Origin of the sequence: Pedobacter sp. MR2016-24, from assembly GCF_026239655.1 — a bacterium.
Classification (GTDB): Bacteria; Bacteroidota; Bacteroidia; order Sphingobacteriales; family Sphingobacteriaceae; genus Pedobacter.
Genome location: NZ_JAPIVO010000001.1, coordinates 1 through 22,996 on the forward strand (window position 1 = coordinate 1; position 22,996 = coordinate 22,996).

Consider the following 22,996-nt stretch of genomic DNA (forward strand, 5'->3'; position numbering starts at 1 on the left):
GCCCAGGTCAATTCGGTTGAAAAACCTGCGGACTGGTCTATTCAACTACATCCGCAAAGGACCAATTGGATCTCTGATTGATGGATAGTGGCAAAGAGATTGACTAATCCTCTCTCTTCTACTTTGTTTTAAATGAGAATTAGCCAAAGTTTAAGGGTGGGGCGTTAATGATTCTTGAATAGGGCTTGACGAATGTTTAGAAGAAGCTTGTATAGATAAAGAACGGACATATCAATGGGCATTACAGATTCGATATCGGTGGTGGTCTGCTTATGGTTTAGATAGGAGCCTGCTCAAGTGGAGTTCGGGTATAGTATATGAAGGAAGCACCGTCGAAGAAGTATGGAAGCACGAAAAAAGCAGGTTTTTCTGGGAAAACGTGCTTTTACCGTGCTTCCACCTTGCTTCCAACCTGCTTGCATATCGACCAAAAGATGGACTATTGTCGATCTGAATCCGACTTATCTCAGAGACAGATATGATCCGTATATATGGAAACCTCAGAACTCCACCGTTTTTAAAGAAAATCTAAGATCAATACAGTCACTAATACGATAGGTGGCCAGATTCAAGGTAACATGTTAATTATTGCTATAGGGTTGATTGCATATTCAGGAGAGGTTGACATAGGGGGCATTATAGGTTTGGAATAGCAAAAGGCTATATCAACCCTATACCAACCCTATAGCAATACTCATGTTAACACCTTGTGTCCGATACTTGTCCTATACTGTGTCTTATACTAGATTTACTTTACACATCCTTTGCTGTATGTCGGTTGTCTTATACTGGGGGCAATCAGGATTCAAGAATAGTCACACCTAACAGCAAGAAACCAACTCCCACAAATTTTCCATCAACCAATAAATTCAACATACACTATATATACTTAATAAATACATTAAAATAAATTTGGAATAACCTGATTAGTTAGTCTACCTTTGTACCAATTCCTTATTACACAACCTTTTTAAAAATACAGGAATCATGACTGAACAGTTCTACATATCGCCCCTATCGCTCATTGCCTAATTAAGGCTGACGCATATTCCTATCATAACATTCCATGGAATAAATACTGATCAAATAATGATCGGCTAAAATTCGTCTGCTTTTATATTCAGGTAATCAGAAGATCTTTTGGGCAATCCTTTAAAAGGGCTGTTTGAATTTCTCTGTTCATCTACAGAAAATAATTCAATTTCATATAATTTATACCGGTAGCAGCATGACCAAAGCTGTCATGTTCCCGGCAACAAGCAGTTATCAAAACAATGCACAATTTAAAAACAAAAGAGCTTAGTAAAATAGGCTATACAAATGATAAAGCAAGGAGTTTGGTGATTAACATTATCTCGAGGCACTTTAAATATCATTCCAAATCTGATATACTTAACCTACTTATACAAATTAAAGATAAACCGGAGTCCTTTCTTCAACATGAACATTTGGAGAAAATAGCAGCTACATTTATCGAAAAAGAAGTCAACTGCAATTTTCAATCCTTCTCTCTTCTTCAGGATACAGCATTATTGAAGATTTATGGAGGAAAAGACATCGATTCAGGAGCAAAAAAACAAATGGAACTGGCAATGTCCTTGCCTATAGTTACTCAAGGAGCACTGATGCCCGATGCTCATACTGGATATGGTTTACCCATTGGTGGGGTATTGGCGACTAACAATGCAGTCATCCCTTATGCGGTTGGCGTAGATATAGGCTGCCGTATGTCGCTCTCCATTATAGATGAAAGTGAAAGTTTCTTCAAGCGCTATAGCCATCAAATAAAAGTTGCGCTGAAAGATTATACCCATTTTGGGATGGAAGGATCTTTGGAACACCAGCCTTATCATGAAATACTGGACAGTCCGGTATTTCAGGAAACAGAATTTTTGAAACGTTTACAGGGAAAAGCAGCAAGACAATTAGGAACTTCTGGTAGTGGAAACCATTTTGTAGAATTCGGAGAGATCGAATTATTTGACAATAATGCACTCCATCTTCCTGCAAAAAAGTATATGGCTCTTCTGTCTCATTCGGGGAGTCGCGGTGTAGGAGCAAATATAGCTAACCACTACACAAAAATAGCAGTGGATAAATGCAGGCTGCCGAAAGAGGTTCGAAAACTTGCCTGGTTAGATTTAAGTACAGAAGAAGGCCAGGAATATTGGTTAAGTATGAACCTTGCAGGTGAGTATGCAAAGGCCTGTCACGATACCATACATCAGACTTTATTAAGCAAATTAGGCTTGCAAGCATTGGCTAACGTTGAAAACCACCATAATTTTGCGTGGAAAGAGACAATGGCAGATGGAAAAGATGTGATCATACATCGAAAAGGGGCAACACCTGCACATAAAGGACAGATGGGAATTATCCCGGGAAGTATGACTACACCAGCTTATCTGGTTAAGGGGAAAGGGATAGAAAATGCCTTATTTTCTGCCGCTCATGGCGCAGGACGTGCAATGAGCCGAATGAAAGCAAAACAGCAAATGACAGCATCTGCGCTAAAAAAATTATTGAGCAGCGCAGGTGTTACTTTGATCGGAGGAAGTGTAGAAGAAAACCCACTCGCCTACAAAGACATTGAAAAAGTAATGTCCTCACAAAAAGAACTCGTAGAGGTACAAGGTAAATTTTTACCAAAAATTGTTAGAATGAACAAAGATTAATGGAACATATAACTATACAGATCACATCAGGTCACGGACCTGCAGAATGCTGCAAAGTAGTGGCCAGAGTACAGGAAATGATACTTAAACAGGCCAAAAAATTAAAAATACAGATAGAAGTCTTGGAAAATATCAGTGGAGAGCTTAATGGAACACTTCTTTCCGCTACTTTATCTGCCAGGGGAGAAAACCTTTCTTTCATTAAAGAATGGGAAGGATCTGTACTTTGGGTCTCGCAGAGTCCTTACCGCAAGTTTCATAAGCGTAAAAATTGGTTTGTTTCTGTAGCAGTGATGCATGAAACAGAAGGACCACAATGGAATCCCAAAGAAATCTTTTTTGAAACATTGCGGGCTTCAGGGCCAGGGGGACAAAATGTAAATAAAGTAGAAACTGCAGTAAGAGGGATACACAAACCTTCAGGTTTACAAGTTTTGGTAATGGACACCCGTTCCCAATTACAGAATAAAAAGCTATGCATAGAAAGACTGGAAGCCAAAATTATGAGCTGGCAGACAGATCATCGTATTGCACAACAGAAAGATCAATGGATCAATCATTCTTTATTAGAAAGAGGAAACCCTGTTAAAGTGATCACGGAAAAATTGTAATGATATACCAAAACGAGAGAGGCGCCGTCTGGCGCCTCTCTTATGATATTACTTAAATTTATTCTTCAATGCAGCAAGCTTCATCTGTAAATCCCCTTCCGGTTCCGCCTTAGGTTTAGCTGGCTGAGGTTTATTTTTAGCTACCTGTGGCCTATTGTTAACAGGTTTTGACTGATCAGGTTTTCTAAATTCCTTTCTCTCTGGCCTCCCCTCCGACTTCTTAGCCGGAGCATGCTCACTCTTCATTGATAAAGAAATCCTCTTACGGGCTACATCAATTTCTTTGACGGTCACCTCAACTCTCTGACTTACTTTAACGATATCATTAGGGTTCGCAACAAATTTATCTGCCATCTGACTGGTATGCACTAATCCATCCTGATGTACACCTATATCTACAAAAGCACCAAAATTGGTGATATTAGTCACTATACCATTCAGCTTCATACCCACCTTAAGATCAGCGATTTCATTTACACCATCTGTAAAACTGAAAGCTTCGAACTGCTCTCTTGGATCTCTTCCTGGCTTAGCCAGCTCATTCATGATATCGTTAAGTGTAGGGAGGCCGACATTTGCACTCACATACTGCTGTAGTTTAATATTCTTTTGCAGTTTGATATCCTTCAATAGTTCATCTACAGAATGCCCCAGGTCTTTAGCCATCTGATTAACCAACGCATATCGCTCCGGATGTACACCACTCGCATCTAAAATATGCGCAGCATCCCTGATTCTTAAGAAACCTGCCGCCTGTTCATATGCCTTGTCGCCCAAACGGGGAACTTTTTTCAAGCTCTCCCTGTTTTTAAAAGCGCCATGCTCATTTCTATAAGTAACAATGTTTTGCGCTAACTGAGGTCCAAGACCAGAAACATAGGCAAGAACCTGTTTTGATGCAGTATTTAATTCAACACCAACAGCGTTTACGCAACTCATCACCGTATCATCGAGCGACTGCTGTAGTTTTGTCTGGTCTACATCATGCTGATACTGCCCCACACCAATAGATTTAGGATCTATTTTAACAAGTTCAGCCAGAGGATCCATTAGTCTGCGCCCTATGGATACTGCACCTCGAACAGTGATATCCTGTGTAGGAAATTCTTCACGCGCAACTTCAGAAGCAGAATAAATAGATGCTCCATTTTCATTCACCATTACAATCAGTATATGGGCTAAATTCAGGCTCCTTACAAATACTTCTGTTTCCCTTCCGGCAGTACCATTTCCGATTGCTACGGCCTCAATTTCATGTTTAACACATAATTTCTGAATGGTATCAGCAGCATTTTTAACATTGCCCTGACCGGTATGCGGATAAATCGCTGTGTTTTCTAATAATTTACCCTGCCTGTCCAGACAAACAACTTTACATCCGGTACGAAAGCCAGGATCTATTGCCAGTACATTCTTCTGCCCCATTGGTGCAGCAAGCAATAACTGCCTGGCATTCTCAGCGAATACGCGAATCGCTTCCTCATCAGCCTTCTGTTTCGATAATAAGCGCAGCTCTGTTTCCATTGCCGGACCTAATAGTCTTTTATAACTATCATCTAAGGCCAGTTCAACTTGCTTCGATGCAGCGCTTGTACCCTGTATAAAATGTTTTCCCAGAATCTGAATAGCACCTTCTTCTTCCGGTACCGCCTCTAATTTAAGGATAGATTCATTTTCACCACGTCTCATGGCCAATATCCGATGAGATGGGGCCGACTTTACTGCCTCTTCCCATTCAAAATAATCCTTATATTTTATTCCTTCTTCTTCTTTTCCTTTAACTACAGTAGATTTGATGACTGCTTTTTGCTGATAATACTTACGCATATCACTCCTTACCTCGAGATTCTCACTAATCATTTCTGCAATGATATCTCTCGCACCTGCCAATGCATCCTCTAAAGTCATTACACCGAGTTCTGTATTCAAATATTTTTCTGCTTCAGCTTCAGGGTTTAATTTCCCTTGTGCGAAAATCAATAGAGCCAGAGGCTCCAGTCCTTTTCTTCTGGCTTCAGATGCACGCGTTTTACGTTTTGGCTTGTAGGGAAGATAAATATCTTCCAATGCGGTGATATTTACTGCAGCATTCAGCTGTTCTTCCAGTTCAGGAGTTAATTTCCCCAATGAGGTCAGCGCCTTGAATATCGCATCACGGCGCTTATCCAATTCCCGTAACTGCTGAAACCTGTCACGCACCGCAGCAACCTGCACTTCATCGAGACTTCCTGTTGCCTCTTTACGGTAACGCGAAATAAAAGGTATCGTTGCGCCCTCATCTAATAATTCAATAGTTGCAATAACCTGCTTTTCAGCTACAGCTAGTTCTACAGCAATAATTTTTGAGTGATTACTCATGTAATTTGATGTTTAATGGATATAAAACAAAAAAATCCCGCGGGGCTGAGCCAACGGGATTTATATTATTTTTTATGAGATAGCTTATTTTGCTACGTACATTACTTCTTTCACCGCTTTGATAACGCGTTCTGCGTTTGGTAAGCTGGCGGCGATCAAGGTTGGTGCATATGGTAGAGGCACATCAGCACAAGTGATACGCAATACCGGAGCATCTAAATGATCAAATGCATTTCTCTGTACATTGAAAGCAATTTCTGAAGAGATAGAAGCCAATGGCCATGCCTCTTCAACAATTACCAAACGGTTAGTTTTCTTAACCGATTCAATGATAGTAGCATAATCAATAGGACGTACCGTACGTAAATCGATCACTTCTACATTTATTCCTTCTTTTGTCAATTCTTCTACTGCCGGATTAACAACGCGTGTAAGCATTTTTCCAAAAGTAACAATAGTCACATCCGTACCTTCTTTAACTACCTTAGCTTTTCCGATTGGAATGTAATATTCATCTTCAGGAACTTCACCTTTATCACCATACATTACCTCAGATTCCATGAAAATAACCGGATCCGGATCAAGGATAGCTTGTTTTAATAATCCTTTGGCTTCGTAAGGCGTTGAAGGAATCACAACTTTTAAACCCGGGCAGTTTGCATACCAGTTCTCAAAATTCTGAGAGTGTTGTGCACCTAACTGTCCTGCGTTACCTGTTGGTCCGCGAAATACGATCGGCATAGGGAACTGGCCACCGCTCATAGATAACATCTTAGCAGCACCGTTTATAATTTGATCAATTGCAACCAGAGAGAAGTTAAATGTCATAAACTCTATGATTGGAACTAATCCATTCATTGCAGCGCCGATACCAATTCCGGTAAAACCAAGCTCAGCAATTGGCGTATCAATGATACGTTTGTCGCCAAACTCATCAAGCATACCCTGACTTACTTTATACGCACCATTGTACTGCGCAACTTCTTCGCCCATTAAGAAAACGTTTTCGTTCTTACGCATCTCTTCGCTCAAAGCTTCACGCAAAGCTTCTCTAAATTGAATCTCTCTCATTGTATATTCAAATGTTAACTGCCGGCAAATATAACTATTGTAACTTAATTATAAAGTAGTGTTTTGATTACATTAATTCCTATTGACCGCAAAGCGACAAATATGGACAGTATTTACAGTTATCAGGCAGCGTAGTATGTATAAATGGGGTTTGTGGATTAAATAATTCTTCTAATTTTTCTTTCATTAACTGGCTAAAGCTCAGTTTTAACCCTTCCAAATGCTCTGCCTGCAAATGAATCCTTTTTCCGCGGGTCTCCGAAAAGTGAAATAAGGTCCCTTCTTTACGCATTTTCCGGATCAGATACAGGTTAGGTTCCATATTGGTAATTCCTCTTGCCTGTTCATATACATAGGTATAAAACAGGGTTTGAATTAAGGCTTTGTTCTGCTTATCTGTTGTGGCATCAAAAATATCTCCCAGCGAGGAGAACTGAAGTTCATCACGGCCAGTTTTATAATCAACTACTCTAGTTACTCCATCTTTCTGATCTATCCTGTCAATAATTCCATGGAGAGTTACGCTCCGCTGTTCACCATTTATAGTGATGGCAAACATAATTTCATCTTTGTTTTCCAGCCCGAGAATAGTAAAGGGAGCTTCCTTCTCATCGTGATCAAGGATCACATTAGCGTATTCCATTACAATAGCCAGCACCACCTGCTGCATGCCATTATGCAGCACTACCTGTTCCTCGTTATCGAACATTACTTTTGCAAAAGCAATTTCACATAAGCGCTTGAGGTGTTTTCGATGTGTTACTATCCGTTCGGTGGTGATGTACGCATTTTGGGCCTTCAGTTCCTCGTAGAATTTTTCAAGTACATAATGCAACATGGATCCAATATTATTGGCCTCCAGATTTTCTGCCAGTGCTTCCGGCTCTCCGATTTTAGCAATGTACTTATAGAAAAACTGCACCGGGCAATTCATATAAGTAGTCAGGGCAGTCGCAGATAACCTTGCGGAAGGATCCTGCCCATCGAGATAAAGATGTAAACGCTGCAGTACTTCACCTTTTTTTTGAATGTCCATGTGAACAGGGTGTTCCGGACTAACGGCCTGCGACTGATCAAAATACTTAAAGGTATAACCACTTTCAAACTCGAGCTGACGAAGAAAGCGGCTGGGTTCTCCTGTTGTATTGTCGTCGGACTGACCATTATAGACCAGTGTTGCCTTACGCGAACGCTGTAATAAGCGATAAAACATATAGGCAGAAATAGCATCCTGGTTTTCAATTACCGGCAATCCGTAAGCTCTTCTGATACTATCAGGAATAAAACTTGGAGAAACACTTACCTGCGGCAGGATCCCTTCATTTACACCTAATATATATACATGATCAAAATCGAGACTCCTGCTTTCCAGCAATCCCATCACCTGCACACCTTGTAAAGGTTCCCCCGTTAGCGGAACTGCAATACTCTGTACTGCTTTCTGAATAAGGGAAAGAACAAATGGCAGCGGCAGGCGACCAGCAAATTCAGTCAGCGTATCATGCAAACGGTTCAGCTCTTTTATGGTAGCAATAAATAAATCTACTTCAGTTTGTTTGAGAGTTTGTTCTTCCAGCTGCTGCTCGAGTACCATTTTAAAAATCTCCTGCAGGTTTACTATCGCAGCCGATCCGGTAGTGGTTTTACTGAAAAATAACTCCGGCAATGCGCCGGCGCGTTTTAACAGGGGCAGATCAACTTCAATCAATTGCCCGCTTAAGATTTCCTGATGTAAACCATTACGTATTTCCTGAGGAATACCTACCAGTGGGTGCGACAAAAATGCATCTACTTCTCTGTGGTAAACGGTGTCTTTTTTGCCGCTGGCTAATTGTGATTGTACGGTAAGCCAGATATCCGCCAGTCCAAAAATTGAAGAAGCCAGAAGCGGATATCCCATGGTCACATTCAGGCTGACCTTATTTATACCTTCCTCACCGGTATAATGTGTAGGTATAGTTTGTAGTACAGGCAGCAGCAGACTCTCATCTGCAAGTACCAAGGCAATTTTACCAGCATTGTCCTGAGCTTCCAGCATGCTGTAATCTTCATGGAGTTCTTGTTGCAGGATCTTTGCCTGTGCAGTCTGCCCCTGAGTTTTATAGACTTTAACTTCTTTTTTAGCAGTTTTGATAAGCGGCCGGCTCGCACCAAGCGCATTCGGCAGCGAGAGTCGCTGTATATTTTTCCGGAGAAATAATCCCGCTTCCTGCGTATCATCCTCCATATAATAGCTATCCGTATCAAAGTAAAACAGTGCGCGCTCTTCTTCATTCCAGCGTTTAAAGATTACGGCCTCTGCATTACTCAATGCATTAAAACCGGCGAAGACCAGTTTTCCTTTTTCAAAATCATCAATAAAACCGGGTTTATCTGTAGTGCCCATTGCAAGTTTACGGTAAACATGCGCCATAGACGTCTTTCCCTTTGCCCTTAAAGCTTCATGAAAACCTTTGTATAATTTCGGCATTCTGCGCCACATCCGGATAAACTGCTCCTGGTGATTTTTCTGCTTGCCAGTAGAGAAAGAGGTCCAGAATTGCTCCAGAAAAGCCTGCTGCTCTGGCGTAAGGTGCTGGAAATCTTTTTCGATGACTGCAATATCTTCCAGTTCCTCAAACAATTTCTCTGCATTGACCAGGTCATTATCAATCTGGGCGAAGTCGCTCAGGATAATCCTTGCCACCGGATAAAAAACATCAGGGTTAATTTCTTTAGTCCCCTCCTCTTTCAGCAGTTTATTGTATTGCTGCAATAAAGTAAAAAACTGCGTAAAACCATCCGCCACCTGCAAGTCTGTAGACAGCGCAAAAAATTCCTGTATGGTGAAGAACGAGGGACTCCAGAAGGGTTTTCCTATCGTTTGTGCCAAATGGTGCTGTAAATAGGCAACAGGCCGTTTATTATTAAACACGATCGCTGCATTGTGCAGGTCTTTACCTAAACGTTCTACCAGATCTTCAGCAACTTCTTTTAAAAACGCTTTCATGATTAAACCAAAATCAATTCGCCACTCTGGGCATAAAATAAATACGTGCTCACCTTTGGATAGCCCATTTGCTGCAACAGGTTCCGGTACCCGTGCACCTGTGCGATATGGCTTCTGCTTTGCTGCTTCGTGAACTTATAGTCGATCACCGCCACCTCATCTTTTAAGAACAATACCTTATCCGGCCGGTAACTTTTGCCGGAAATATCTATGATACTTTTTTCATTGACCGACTGAATACTGTTCTTCAATAAATCCTGCAGGGCTTCATGTTGTAACACGTTCATCGCCTGAGTCCGGAAAAATGGTAATTCCTGCGCTTTAAAAAGGCCATCAGCCAATAAATCTGCCAATACATGATCAATATCTTCTATATCCGCAGCGAGAGCCAGAATTTCATGGAGCACATTTCCCTCCCTCCCTGCTGTATTATTGAGCAACATGTCAATTTCTCTTCTCTTCAGGTCAATATTGAATACTTCACTTAAGCGATCTGAGGTAGGGTATTCCTTTAAGCTGATTAACTCAGGCTTATTTAATACCTGCGAACCGCCCGACACCTTTTTCACCACTTCTTCATCTACCAGGAAACGGCCATCTTCTGAAAGTTGTTCATCCAGAATTTTGATGAGCAGATCACCAATAGTACTGATACTATCTGCTTTTTTACCCAGGCAGCTGATATATAAATATTCTTTCGTTCTTGTTGTGGCTACATATAACATATTCAGCGCATCCATATTATTATACAGGAGCTCTTCATAATAAGATATAGCTACCGTGGAGGCACCCAGGCTGGAATTATATTTTAAGGGGATGCTTTGCAACTGATGATAAGGAGTATTGGCAGCCGGTACCCAAAATATCGTATTGATTTTACCATTGATATCCCAGTTACAAAATGGAATCATGACTACTTTAAAAGCGAGTCCTTTGGATTTATGGATAGTAATTACCTGCACTGCATCTGTGCTTTCAGAAGAAGGCAGCGTTTTGCGTCCGCCCTCTTCCTCCCAATACTTAAGAAAAGAGCTGATTCCTTTTTCTCCCTGCCGCGTGATATTTCCGGCAAGATCTCTCAATGCAAACAAATACGGAAGATGGTCAGCATGCTGTTCCTGATTCAGCCCATAGGACACAATCAATTTTTCCAATAGTTCCGGCAATGGCTGCTGCATCCAGCTGCGCCACTGCTGACAGAGCTCCGGCGGTAAAACCTCCGTCAATTCCTCCAGTGGTTTACTTTTCAGATTAAACAGCGATGCCGGGTCTAGTGTTCTTTTCTCCAGCTGCGCATATAAGCTGATACAGTTTGCTTTATATAGTGCTGTATTGGATGGAATTCCGGACATGACCATCAGTGTATCAATTAATATCTTTACCGAAGTGTTGTTAGCAATCAGCAGGGCTTCGCCCGAGATGACGTTGATATTGTTTTCCATCAGCGCATCAACCACTGCAATAGCTTCTGAATTGGAGCGAACAAGTACACACACATCACCAGCCTCATAACGTTTCTCTATTACTAACAAGCGGTTTAGTGTTTCCACTGTCCGCCGCAAAGCTTCTGCTTTGAATCCTGTTCTATTTAAGACGGCACCATTTTCATCCGTTTTGAGCACATTGAAATCTATCGTTCCACCTGATGCTGTTTTGGGTGTGACCTTTTGTTCTGCCTCACCATACACATCCGTGATGATGTGATTGAAACCTTTCTCTTCCCACCATTGAGTTAAAGGCAGATTTTCAAACTGATCTTCAATAGTCTGATTGATATTTCGCTGCATTAATATGGGCAGCGCCCTGAAAAGTGTATTATTGAAATTGATAATATGTTCAGTACTCCTATAGTTCTCTTCCAGATTTGCATCCGTAACGTAAGTAACACCAATATCTTTTTTTGCCTGCTGATGTAAAATGTTCCAGTCGCCATTACGCCAGCGGTATATAGACTGTTTCACATCTCCGACAATCAAATGGTCAATCAGTTTACCATTTGCTTCGGCCATCGCATTTTTCAATAAAGGCCTGAAGTTGCCCCATTGGTTAGATGAGGTATCCTGAAATTCGTCGAACAAAAAATGTCTGTACCTGCTTCCGGTTTTTTCCCAGATAAAAGCCGGGTTATCATCATCCTCTCCTGTGATTCCTTTTAACAAATTCTGGGCATCACTGATCAGCAGACTTCCGCTTTCTTCCCGGTAAGTCTTTAACAACACGGCCATCTCCTGCATGAGTCGTAAATAATACAGATTTTTATTAAATGCCTGTGCAAGAATATATTCTGGTAACCGCTCTATATAACTTAGATTCAGCTGACGGATGATTGGATTCAACGAGTCATATAAAGACATATCCGAACCGGGCTTAAACCATTCATCAGGTTCATCAATAAGTTTGGTCAGGCTCTCCATCTTATCCATATCTCCGGCGGCAATCTTTTTCAGGTTATTTAACGGCGACCTTGATTTACCCTTTAACTGATCGAGATTGATGCTGGACGTCTCGAATATCTCCGTTGCCTTAGCAGAGAGCTGTCCAATCATCTCTTCAAATGACTGGATGTGTTTTTTCGTCTCCTTACCATAACTTGCAAAGAGTTCATCCAGATTGGTATGTTGAATGAGATTTTGAATGGCATTATCAAAAGGCTGATAACGTTCTTTAAATATTTCACCTGCCAGATCTGTTAGTTCTGTCCGGTAATTCCAGCTGATATTATTATCGATCCGGTCCAGTGCCAGATCGATGATCCATGCAAGCAGATTAGGATTATGATCCAGTTGCTCATCAAGTTTATCTGCCAGCTCATTTTTCACCTTATCAAAGTTCATCTCCAGCGTATAACCAGAGTCCAGCCCCAGTTCAAATGCGAAGCCCCGGATAACCTTCTGTACAAAACCATCTATCGTACTAACCGAGAAACGGCTGTAATCGTGCAGGATCCGCTTATAGATTCGGGCAGACTTTTCCCGGAGACTTACAAAATCGAGATCCGGATGTGCATTCAGTACCAGTGTGCGATAGGCTTCTACTTCCGGATCTCCGGTGGCGAAACCCTTTAACACTTCCATAATCCGGGATTTCATTTCCTCCGTTGCCTTATTGGTGAAAGTTACTGCAAGAATTTCGCGGTACTTTGTTTCACCTGATAGCAGCAGGGTAAGATAATGCGCCGTTAAACTAAACGTCTTACCAGAACCTGCTGAAGCTTGTAATATTTTTAGCGGTTGAGCCATAATATGTTTTAATAAACCTATTCTCCGTCGCCATATCTAAAAAACTGACTTACCGTAACAGGTAATTTCCCTGTAGGCGTTAATTGGTTTTTTATGACAGCAGCAGCAGCTTTTTGCATAAAGTCTTCTTTTTGATAAGCCACGACGAGCGACTTACTCTTTTCAATTCCGGTTAAAGCTGCCAGGTTATAAGGGTTGGCAAACAGTGCAAAAACGGCATTCTTCAGAGACATATCTCTGATCATCATTTTCAGATCCTGACTCAGTACAATTCCATTTCCAGGTCGCGTACGTGTATCATGGATACCTATTATCACCTGATCGAACATGTTCAATTCCCGTAGTACCTTTGCAACAGCATTAGCATTTGCAGTTTTGTCCAGTGTAAACAAGGTGGAGTTTTTATAGAATCCGCTCAGTTCTCGCTGAAATACGGTCACGTCCGGTGTACCTATACTGATAATTGCAGTTCTTTTATCTATTCCCAGTGCTTTAATTGCTCCCGGCCCGTTCAATAAGGTCATCGATGCGTCGGCCAGTTGCTGCAGCAGAACCATACTTTCAGGCCGGTTAACTTCTGCCTGTACATTATATTCATTGATGGTGTCCCGCACATTTACGCCAGCCCAGTATTTGGCCATCAGGATTCTCCTTACACTGGCATCAATCTGATCCATGCTGATACGCTCATCCCTAACTGCATGCCTGACTAACTTCACTGCTCTTGAACTATTTTCAGACAGCTCCAGAATATCATTACCGGCAATTACGCCTAATACATCAGCTTCTCCATCCTTAAAGTTCTTCACTACCCCTTTCATCTCCATCGCATCAGAAACAATCAATCCTTTAAATCCAAGTTCTTCCCGCAGTATGCCTGTTACAATTGGCCTGGATAAGGTAGAAGGTAAATTAGGTGTATTATCCAGTGAAGGAATATTCATATGCGCAATCATTACCCCGGCCGAACCTTCCCTGATCAATTCCCGAAAAGGGTAGATTTCTAAACTATCTAGTCTTGCTTTAGAGAAGTTGAGCTGTGGAAGGTCATAATGAGAATCTACATCCGTATCACCGTGTCCTGGAAAGTGTTTAATACTTACCAATAGTCCACCGTCCTGCATTCCTTTCATATATGCCGCAGCTTTAGTGGCAACGTTATATTTGTTCTCTCCGAAAGACCTGTAATTGATGATTGGGTTCTTAGGGTTATTATTGATATCTACATCAGGCGCAAGGTTCATGTGCACCCCGATTCTTTTAAAATCCTTCGCTACCTCCAAACCCATTTTGTAGATCAGGTTTTTATCTTGTATGGCGCCGAGTGCCATTTGATAGGGATAAGACATGGTACTATCCAGGCGCATACCTAATCCCCATTCTCCATCAGTAGCAATGAGTAAAGGTGTACGTGCACGTTTCTGATAGGTATTGGTCAGGATGGCCTGCCTTCCCGGACCGCCCTGAAAGAATACCAGTCCACCTATACGCTCCCTGCGGATTACGCGGCCAACAGAATCTTCATAGGCCTTTCCTTTATTGGTGTGTGCCCTTACAAAAAACAGCTGCGCTATCTTTTGGCGTCTGCCCATTTTATTAAAAACAGAATCTACCCATGCATTGGGTTCCTCTAAGGTCTGTATATATGATTTCTGTTGTGCATTCACAGAAAAAACAGTTGATGCGAATAAAATGGTAAGTATGGAAAAATGTTTGCGGATCATGTAAAACAGTATGTTGAAGATCAAAGTTAATCAAAACTGGTTAAGCTGGGTAAAATGACCCTTTTTAATTCAGTGATGGTTAAAAAGAGCAGAGATAATTAAGTCAGACAGTCAATTGTATCAAATTTGATACACATCATTAGATAGACTTTGCGCTACTGCTAAAGCAGAATATATTTCAAAAAACATTTATAATAAACTGTTAATCAGCTATTATTACAAATTTATCCTGTATAAGTCATAGGAATATTGAAACTGGCACATTTCTTTCAATGCCCTCCCCGTTAACACAAATGAGTTGAGACTGCTAAGCATAAAACCATAACGTGAAGCATGTTTCTTAACATTAATAAAAAACATATGAAAAAGATATTTATTTTGGCAATAGGCCTTTTTGCAGCTACGGCAGCAAGCGCACAGGATAACATTAAGTTTGGTGTAAAAGCAGGTTTAAACGTTTCAGACATTATCAAAGGCGACGGAGATAATAACTTTGATACCAAGACAAAATTAGGCTTTAATGCAGGTGTTACTGTAGAGATCCCATTGATCGCAGGATTAGCTTTTACTCCAGAGGTTTTATACTCACAGAAGGGGTATAAACAAACTGCTACTTTTGGAGAATTTACTCAAACTACTAGTTTTATAGACGTACCTATTCTTGCGAGTTTCAGATTAGGTAGCGCGTTTAACATTGTTGCTGGTCCGCAGGTATCATTTTTACTGTCTACTAAAAATAAATTCGAAAACAACTTTGGCAGTGTAGAACAGACTAATGTTGAAAACGATTCAGACAGATTCAAGAAAAGTCTTGTTGGTGGTTTAATTGGTTTCAGATACGATGTGAATGAGAAATTTGATATCCACGGACGTTATGCCTTAGATTTCCAGAAAAATAATGAGAATGGAACTACGACGACACCAGAATTCAGGAACCAGGTGTTCTCTGTAGGTGTAGGTATCAAATTCTAAATCATATTTCCATACCTATGGAAGACTTAACCCTGACTCTTTAATTAGTGTCAGGGTTATTTTTTAAAACATAAATCTGCACAGTCTGTTATTTATGTATATACGACGCTTGGTTCATTACATAAACGAAAAAATACAGTTATGAAAAATCAACAAGATTCAAAGCTTGCAGCGAACGGACAAGGTAATCCAACAGCTGACCGTGCACATCATGATGTGAAAAATGATAAAAAACAACAGGGAATAACCAATGCAGGTGGTCAGCGTTCTGACCAGACTTCAAATAAAGACAACGAGCGGAAACGCGGAGAATAGTCTTTTAAAAATAAAACCAAGCCTTTTCCTTCATCCGGGAGAGGCTTTATTATTTAATAGATCATCATAAGAAGCAAGCCTTAAAGAGATTTACGCAGCTTTATATCGAACGGCACAGCAACTTTCCTGCTTTCAACATCAAAAAGACATTCAGCTGCAAGTTTACCCATCAATTCAAAGTCAGTAGAAATAGTTGTTATTCCATCCAGAATGACACGCTTTAGTGGTGTCTCATTATAAGAGATCAAACCTATATCTTCACCAACTTTAAACTTGGTTTCCATTATTTTTTCAATAAACTGAACCAGATGTTCTTCTAATAAGAAGATATAAGCCTGTCCACTTTGCAAAGCACAATCTTTCACCTCGTGGAAGATATCAACTTTAAAATCGTACTGCCGACAAAATCTTTTAACCCCAACAGTGATCTCAGATGAGAAGTAGATATGTTCAGGAATAACCAGGATCAGATGTGAATAATCTGCCAAACGATTCGCCAGCATTTCGAGTGCAGTATAAATATCCGCCTCAAAATCTTCATAAACTGCAGAGAAATCTCCCCTTACCCCTTCAACTAACTTGTCGATCAGGACAAGCTTCTGTTTAGGGATAGCATTTAGTGGTTCAGAAGGGCAGCCGGCCTTTTCAGAAAAATGTGGTATGACTACAATTTTCTCATATTGCTCCTGCTTTTCCAGCAGAAGCCTGTTAAAGAGATTTACGTCATTATTATAGATAACAAAATCTACCACTGCCCGCTCTCCCAATGCAGCCGTAAAAGATTCATAGATCATTTTTTTGTGGGCACTTAACTGATTAAATAGCAAGAGCACTTTCAGCTGTTCACCAGATTGCTGTCTGGTGATAAAAAAACCCTTACCATGAGCGGAAGTAATCACTCTTAATTTCTTCAGGTGATTGTATGCCTTTTCTACTGTATTTTTAGACAATTCCAGCGTAGCACACAGATCGTGTATAGAAGGAAGCTGATCTCCGCTGACAATTTTCCCGCCATCAATACCATTTACAATAGCTTTCATGAGCTGCCGGTATTTAGGCATCATGGAGCAATTGTCCATTGTCAGTCCTTTGATATAATTATTCATGAAAGACGACTATCGAATGATATCCAGCAACCGGACCTCACAAATTAAAGTTGCACCTGGCGGCACATCTTTGTATCCTTCCTTACCAAATGCAAGTGCGGCCGGGACATAAAGAATCCATTTGGCCCCGACAGGCATCATTACTACTGCCTCCTGCATTCCGGGCATTGCTTCATCCAATTGATGAATCCAGGGTTTATCATTAAAAGTGTCGACTATCTTAGTGCCATTGATCAATGAAATATTGTAGTGAAGACTTACTTTATCAGTAGTCGAAGGTTTCTGGCCATCTCCTTCTTCAATTACTTTGTATTGTAACCCGGAAGAAGTAACAACTATATCTTTTGATACTTTATTTTTTTCTAAAAAAGCTTTGCACTCCGGAGCGGTTGGCAGCGGTACTGCTGCAGCTGGAATTGAATTATCCTGATTTTGTGCTTGTGTACTTAAAATACCAGTTAGGAATAAAGTTGCGGTCAGTATGATCTGAGTAAATTTCATTATTTGGTTTGTTTTATTAAATAGTTGATATTTCACAAGCTATCTCCTATTCAAAAAACTCATTTCTACAGCAACAGGCTAAACATAACCCCCGCTTTCTCAACTGTTAATGTCCTTACAAAATAAAATTAGAATTCAGTTGTTTCCCTTACAGTAAAACCTGTGGTCATTCGCCCCATCTGAATTTCATATTCTCCTGCTTCTACTACTTTTTTATTGTTCAGGTTGATAAAGCCGAGTTCTTTTACGGGTAACACAAAGGTCAGCGTTTTCGCTTCTCCAGGTTCAAGACTGATTTTTTCAAATCTTCTCAGCCGTTTTACGTCAGGCGTGATACTAGCATAAAGCTGTTTGGAAAAAAGCATAACTACTTCCTTACCGGTTACTGATCCTGTATTTTTGACGGCCACAGTTATGGTCACGTTTTCTGTTGCTTTAAAGACGGATTTACTGATGCCAAAATTGGTGTACTCGAAACTGCTATATCCGAATCCTGATCCAAAATTGAATTGCGGATTGTAATTGGCATCATCCGATGGTTTGTGAATATAGTTGATTAAGGAATTAACTTCTCTTGGATAAGTATAAGGTAACCTTCCAGAAGGATTTACCTTACCCATTAAAATGTCAGCCAAAGCATCTGCCCCAAAATTGCCGGGCAGGAATGTCTGTAGTATTGCCGATGCAAAAGGCTCTATTTTATTTATAATCCTTGGTCGTCCTTCATTCAAAACAAGGACAATTGGTTTTCCCGTTTGAGATAATTCTTCCGCAAGACGTTGCTGATTTTGTGAAAGATTCAGATTATTCAGGTTTCCCGGTGTCTCTGTATAACTGTTTTCACCCAAACAAAGAACAATCACATCTGCTTTTTTTGCTGCTTTAACGGCAGACTTGATATCAGTCTCCTGATCCTGATTGAAATTCCCCTCCTTCAGATAACTGACTCCGGCTACATAACTCACATTGTTTTTTCCGAATCTGGTTTCTACAGCCTCCAGCATTGTATGGTAGTCATGGGCATACTCATCTGTATTTTCGCCCTGCCAGCTATAACTCCAGCCTCCATTAAGCGATCTCATTATATTCGCATTTGGTCCGCATACCAAAATCCTGCTTCCTTCTTTTAAAGGCAATACATTGTCTTTATTTTTCAGTAGTGTGATTGATTCGGCGGCTACCTGATAAGCACTTTGCTGAAAAGCTTTACTTCCGAATTTAGGATAGTCTTCCAAAAATGTATTTGGCTTGTTAAACAGGTCAAGCTCAAATTTTACAGTAAGTATTCTGCGCACTGCGTCATCAATCCGGCTTACCGGAACCTTGCCCTCTTTTACCAGTGCCATCAGATTTTTGCAGAAGCTTTTGTAATCGTATGGAATCATAGCCATATCTATCCCTGCATTAATGGCCAGCATGATGGCATCTTTTTCATTTTTTGCTACCCGGTCTCTTTTATATACATAGTCAATATCATTCCAGTCGGTCACTACGAAACCGGTAAATTTTAATTCGTTTTTCAGGATGTCTGTCAGGATATGTTTATTCACATGTGTAGGAATTCCATTGATCAGTGCAGAATTGACCATAACTGTTTTAGCACCCGCTTTGATTGCCGCTGCAAATGCTGGCAGATGGTATTCTCTTAAATAGTGTTCCGGGATCCAGGCATCTGTACGGTCCTTTCCCGATTTGGGATCCGAATACCCCATAAAGTGCTTTAAAGTAGCAACGACCTTTTCTTTGCTGCCCACCGGCTGCTGATAGCCGTTCAGTGCAGCAAGCCCCATTTCCTTAACCAGGTAAGGATCTTCTCCAAAACCTTCCCATATACGTGGCCATTGCGGGTTAACGCCAAGATCAAGAACGGGAGAAAAATTCCAGGGTATACCAGCTGCCCGGGCTTCATAAGCGGTAATTGTTGCTGCCTCTTTTATCAGATCCCTGTTAAAAGTTGCCGCCTGCCCAATCTGTTGGGGAAATAACGTAGCACCATTTACGTAATTGACACCATGAATATCATCCAGACCATACAGCACAGGAATCTTCAATCTTGTTTGTTTTGCTTTCTCCTGAATGTCTAGTATAAACTTATTCCATTCGCTTGCAGAGAATAACTTCCCTGGCACTACGTTCAGCACAGATCCTATTTTATAGTTTACTATTGCATCATTAAGAACAGCAGTATCTGCCGTAATCTGTGCCATCTGCCCCACTTTCTCTGCAAGGGTCATCTTCTTCATCATTACAGCAACTTTCTGTTTAATGAGGACATCCTGTGCTTTCAGATAGTTATCTGGAGCAAATAGGACGATGAAATTACAGAGTAAACAAGAAAGGAAAAGTTTTTTTTGAGGGCTCATAAGATGATTGATGAGCCGCAAATGTAATTGTGGGTATGCAGAGAACTTTCATTTACTGTCTGCAAAAGGCATCCAAATTATCCGAAGAGAGAAATCGCGTATCCTACCTGATAAACTAAATTTTCAGTTCTTATAAACCGAAGTCTAATTATTGTTGTTAATCAGGTTTACTATCACTTTAACCATCATTTCTTTTTCTTCGGGCTTGCTTTCTGCAATCATTAGCGTTAAGGCAACTAACGCATTATCAGCAATACGTTTAGAACCATCTTGCTTATACAGAATGCTATTCTTTTCCATGAACCAAACAAATAAATAGGCCGCTATACGCTTATTCCCATCTGAAAAAGAATGATTCTTTACTACGAAATAAAGCAAATTAGCTGCTTTTTCTTCTATGCTTGGATAAAATTCGACGCCACCAAAAGATTGATATATAGTGCCAATAGACCCCTTGAATGATTGATCTTTCTCATTACCAAAGAGCGATCCCCCACCAAATTTTTCCTTTAAAGTGTTTATTGCTTCTACTGCTTCGCCATAGGTTGCCCTAAAAAGCCCATTATCATTTGTTGTACCTTCAATTGTTAATTGCTGATGATCGTATTTATCTAATATATCGAGGGCATATGCGTAATCCGTAACCACTTTAAGAAGTCCTGTTGCTTCATCAGAAGTCAGCTCTTTACTTTCTAATACATTACTTAAAAGGTTTACCGCACTTTTTAAACTGGCCAATTGATCTGTTTGTACTCTTAAACGTTCTTCATTTACAGAATAACCTTTAATCAAATAGTCCTTCAAGATACCATTCGCCCAAATACGGAACTGTGTTGCCCTAATTGAATTTACTTTATAGCCGATAGAAAGAATCATATCAAGGCTAAAGACATCCAGAGTTCTTTTTATTTCCCTACCTCCTTCCTTTTGAACTGTTTCCATTTTGGAAACAGTTGAAGTATCAAGCTCCCCACTTTTGAAAATGTTACTAATATGCTTACTAATGGCTGGAACTCTGGTGCCAAAAACTTCAGCAATTTGCTTTTGGGTCAGCCAAACAGTATCATTTACCAACGTGACTTCAATAGCTGGCAAACCATCATCGGTTTTATAAAATAATATTTGATCTGTAAACATGATGAATGGTTTTTGAAGGTGAAAAAAATAAATTATTCTGCTAATGTAATCCCGATTGAACATTAATTGGTTAAAAATTTATTCGCTTCTTTTCCAACATAGTCAAATCGGCAACTCTGAGATGAAGTATTCAGTATGTCCTTGCCTGGTTTTGATTGTACTGCCTCAACAATTTGCAGAAGCTTTCAACCGGCGCAAGTTAATAAGTGTAATAGTGGTAAGTAATGTTTGACTGACTACGCAATTATGGATCTGAGCTTTCCTCAAAACCATAAAAGCGCCTTGAACATGAAGTTCAAGACGCTTTTATAATTACTTTGCTTACTCGCGGAGAGAGAGGGATTCGAACCCTCGATACCCTTTTGAGGTATACACACTTTCCAGGCGTGCTCCTTCAACCACTCGGACACCTCTCCATTCGGGGTTGCAAAAGTAGTATTTTTTTTGATTGTTAAAGCAAATTAATCAATTACTGTAACTTTTAGCATGTTTGTTTTTCCTTTGATTTCCATTGGAACGGCTGCAGTGTTAATCAGGATATCTCCTTTTTTAATCAACTTGGCTTTTACCAGTTGCTCATTTACCTCTGCAATCGTTTTATCAGTACTCTCAAATGCATCGTAGAAGAATGCCTGTACACCCCATACTAAACTCAAAGTATTGATAAGACCCCTGTTATTAGTAAAGATATAGGTCAATGCTTCTGGTCTGTGGCTTGAAATCTCAAAAGCAGTATAACCGCTCACTGTTAGAGAAACAATACCTACAGCACCTGTTTGTTTAGCTAAGAATACAGCTGAATCACAAACTGCATCACTTAAGAAAGTGTCAGATTTTGATTTCAGGTGTTTATCAGCATTGAAAGGGTAGTTGTTTACTTCGATGTTCTGAATAATTTTCTGCATGGTCTCGATAACGATCAGTGGAAACTCTCCAACTGATGTCTCACCGCTAAGCATTACTGCATCAGCACCATCCAATACAGAATTCGCTACGTCATTCACCTCAGCACGTGTTGGTCTCGGTGTAGTGATCATACTTTCCAGCATTTGGGTAGCAATGATAACTGGTTTAGATGCCGCACGACATTTTTGAACAATCATTTTCTGCAACAAAGGAACTTCTTCCATTGGCATTTCCACACCAAGGTCTCCCCTTGCTACCATGATACCGTCTGAAACTGCGATGATCTCATCAATGTTAGCGATCGCTTCAGGCTTCTCGATTTTAGCGATTACCCTTGCATGTTTGCCTCTAGCTTTGATGATTTCTTTCAATTCAACGATGTCAGCCGCATTACGAACAAATGAAAGTCCGATCCAGTCCACATCATTTTCTAAAACAAATTCCAGATTTTTACGATCTTCTACAGTTAGAGAAGGAATAGAAACCTTAGTATTAGGTAAGTTTACTCCTTTTCTCGAAGTAAGGATACCACCGTGAACAACTTCACAAACTACCTCATCTTCAAGGTTGGTTTCAATAACTCTCATTTGCAGTTTTCCATCATCTAAAAGAATGATTTCTCCTGCTTTTACGTCCTTAGGGAACGTAGTATACGTGATATAAATACGCTCTTCATTACCAATACATTCTTTCGTAGTAATAATCGTACGGCTACCATTAACCAATTGGATACCACCATCCTGTACCATTCCGATTCTGATTTTCGGACCTTGCAAGTCAGCTAATATACCAACATTGTAATTGTGTTTTTTATTGATTGCCCTGATCGTATCCAGTACTTCCTGGTGATCAGCTTGTGAGCCGTGTGAAAAGTTAAGTCTGCAAACGTCAAGTCCTGCATTAAACATGCTGTATAAGACATCTGGTTTGGCCGAGGCTGGACCTAGCGTGGCTACGATTTTGGTTCTGGAATGAAAGGGTTTCATTTTGAGTTACTTTTATTTATTACTGACCAACAAAATGGGGATT

The 22,996-nt window shown here is 40.4% G+C and carries 14 protein-coding genes and 1 tRNA gene; 4 read left to right on the forward strand and 11 right to left on the reverse strand.

All coding sequences use genetic code 11. The features are described from left to right. Positions 1 to 1,274 precede the first annotated feature (1,274 nt). Together OQX62_RS00005 and prfH are read left to right on the forward strand one after the other, a co-directional pair. Positions 1,275 to 2,675, forward strand: coding sequence for an RtcB family protein (locus tag OQX62_RS00005; RefSeq protein WP_265829206.1), 1,401 nt, complete (start codon positions 1,275 to 1,277; stop codon positions 2,673 to 2,675). Beyond that, positions 2,675 to 3,286, forward strand: a complete 612-nt coding sequence (gene prfH / locus OQX62_RS00010; RefSeq protein ID WP_265829207.1) for a peptide chain release factor H — start codon at positions 2,675 to 2,677, stop codon at positions 3,284 to 3,286. Before OQX62_RS00005 ends, prfH begins: the two co-directional genes overlap by 1 nt. 48 nt (positions 3,287 to 3,334) lie before the next feature. On the opposite strand, the gene OQX62_RS00015 is transcribed toward prfH, so the two are convergent. From OQX62_RS00015 to OQX62_RS00035, 5 genes are all read right to left on the reverse strand, one after another. Then, positions 3,335 to 5,644, reverse strand: coding sequence for a Tex family protein (locus tag OQX62_RS00015; RefSeq protein ID WP_265829208.1), 2,310 nt, complete (start codon positions 5,642 to 5,644; stop codon positions 3,335 to 3,337). An 84-nt stretch (positions 5,645 to 5,728) separates the two neighbouring features. Further along, complete coding sequence (locus tag OQX62_RS00020) at positions 5,729 to 6,715, reverse strand: pyruvate dehydrogenase complex E1 component subunit beta (RefSeq protein WP_265829209.1); 987 nt, start codon at positions 6,713 to 6,715, stop codon at positions 5,729 to 5,731. A gap of 79 nt (positions 6,716 to 6,794) precedes the next feature. Continuing rightward, complete coding sequence (locus OQX62_RS00025) at positions 6,795 to 9,704, reverse strand: PD-(D/E)XK nuclease family protein (protein ID WP_265829210.1); 2,910 nt, start codon at positions 9,702 to 9,704, stop codon at positions 6,795 to 6,797. A 2-nt stretch (positions 9,705 to 9,706) separates the two neighbouring features. Further along, positions 9,707 to 12,943, reverse strand: coding sequence for a UvrD-helicase domain-containing protein (locus OQX62_RS00030; RefSeq protein ID WP_265829211.1), 3,237 nt, complete (start codon positions 12,941 to 12,943; stop codon positions 9,707 to 9,709). Between the two features lie 17 nt (positions 12,944 to 12,960). Then, entirely contained in the window at positions 12,961 to 14,667 is a 1,707-nt protein-coding gene (locus OQX62_RS00035) for a glycoside hydrolase family 3 protein (protein WP_265829212.1), read from the reverse strand. A 360-nt stretch (positions 14,668 to 15,027) separates the two neighbouring features. Between OQX62_RS00035 and OQX62_RS00040 the strand changes: the two genes are divergently transcribed. Both OQX62_RS00040 and OQX62_RS00045 read left to right on the forward strand, forming a co-directional pair. After that, entirely contained in the window at positions 15,028 to 15,639 is a 612-nt protein-coding gene (locus tag OQX62_RS00040; RefSeq protein WP_265829213.1) for a porin family protein, read from the forward strand. Positions 15,640 to 15,780: 141 nt separating this feature from the next. Then, entirely contained in the window at positions 15,781 to 15,954 is a 174-nt protein-coding gene (locus OQX62_RS00045) for a hypothetical protein (RefSeq protein WP_265829214.1), read from the forward strand. Positions 15,955 to 16,034: 80 nt separating this feature from the next. On the opposite strand, the gene OQX62_RS00050 is transcribed toward OQX62_RS00045, so the two are convergent. From OQX62_RS00050 to pyk, 6 genes are all read right to left on the reverse strand, one after another. Next, entirely contained in the window at positions 16,035 to 17,060 is a 1,026-nt protein-coding gene (locus tag OQX62_RS00050) for a GntR family transcriptional regulator (protein ID WP_265829215.1), read from the reverse strand. Between the two features lie 9 nt (positions 17,061 to 17,069). Then, positions 17,070 to 17,561, reverse strand: coding sequence for an FKBP-type peptidyl-prolyl cis-trans isomerase (locus OQX62_RS00055; protein ID WP_265829216.1), 492 nt, complete (start codon positions 17,559 to 17,561; stop codon positions 17,070 to 17,072). 128 nt (positions 17,562 to 17,689) lie between these two features. Further along, on the reverse strand, positions 17,690 to 19,924 hold the full coding sequence (locus OQX62_RS00060) for a beta-glucosidase family protein (RefSeq protein ID WP_265829217.1): 2,235 nt from the start codon (positions 19,922 to 19,924) through the stop codon (positions 17,690 to 17,692). 144 nt (positions 19,925 to 20,068) lie between these two features. Further along, a complete protein-coding gene (gene rhuM, locus OQX62_RS00065; RefSeq protein ID WP_265829218.1) occupies positions 20,069 to 21,061 on the reverse strand; it encodes a RhuM family protein in 993 nt (330 codons plus the stop codon). A 328-nt stretch (positions 21,062 to 21,389) separates the two neighbouring features. Beyond that, positions 21,390 to 21,477 (reverse strand) — tRNA-Ser (locus OQX62_RS00070). 45 nt (positions 21,478 to 21,522) lie between these two features. Continuing rightward, positions 21,523 to 22,953, reverse strand: a complete 1,431-nt coding sequence (gene pyk, locus OQX62_RS00075; RefSeq protein WP_265829220.1) for a pyruvate kinase — start codon at positions 22,951 to 22,953, stop codon at positions 21,523 to 21,525. Between the last annotated feature and the right edge of the window lie 43 nt (positions 22,954 to 22,996).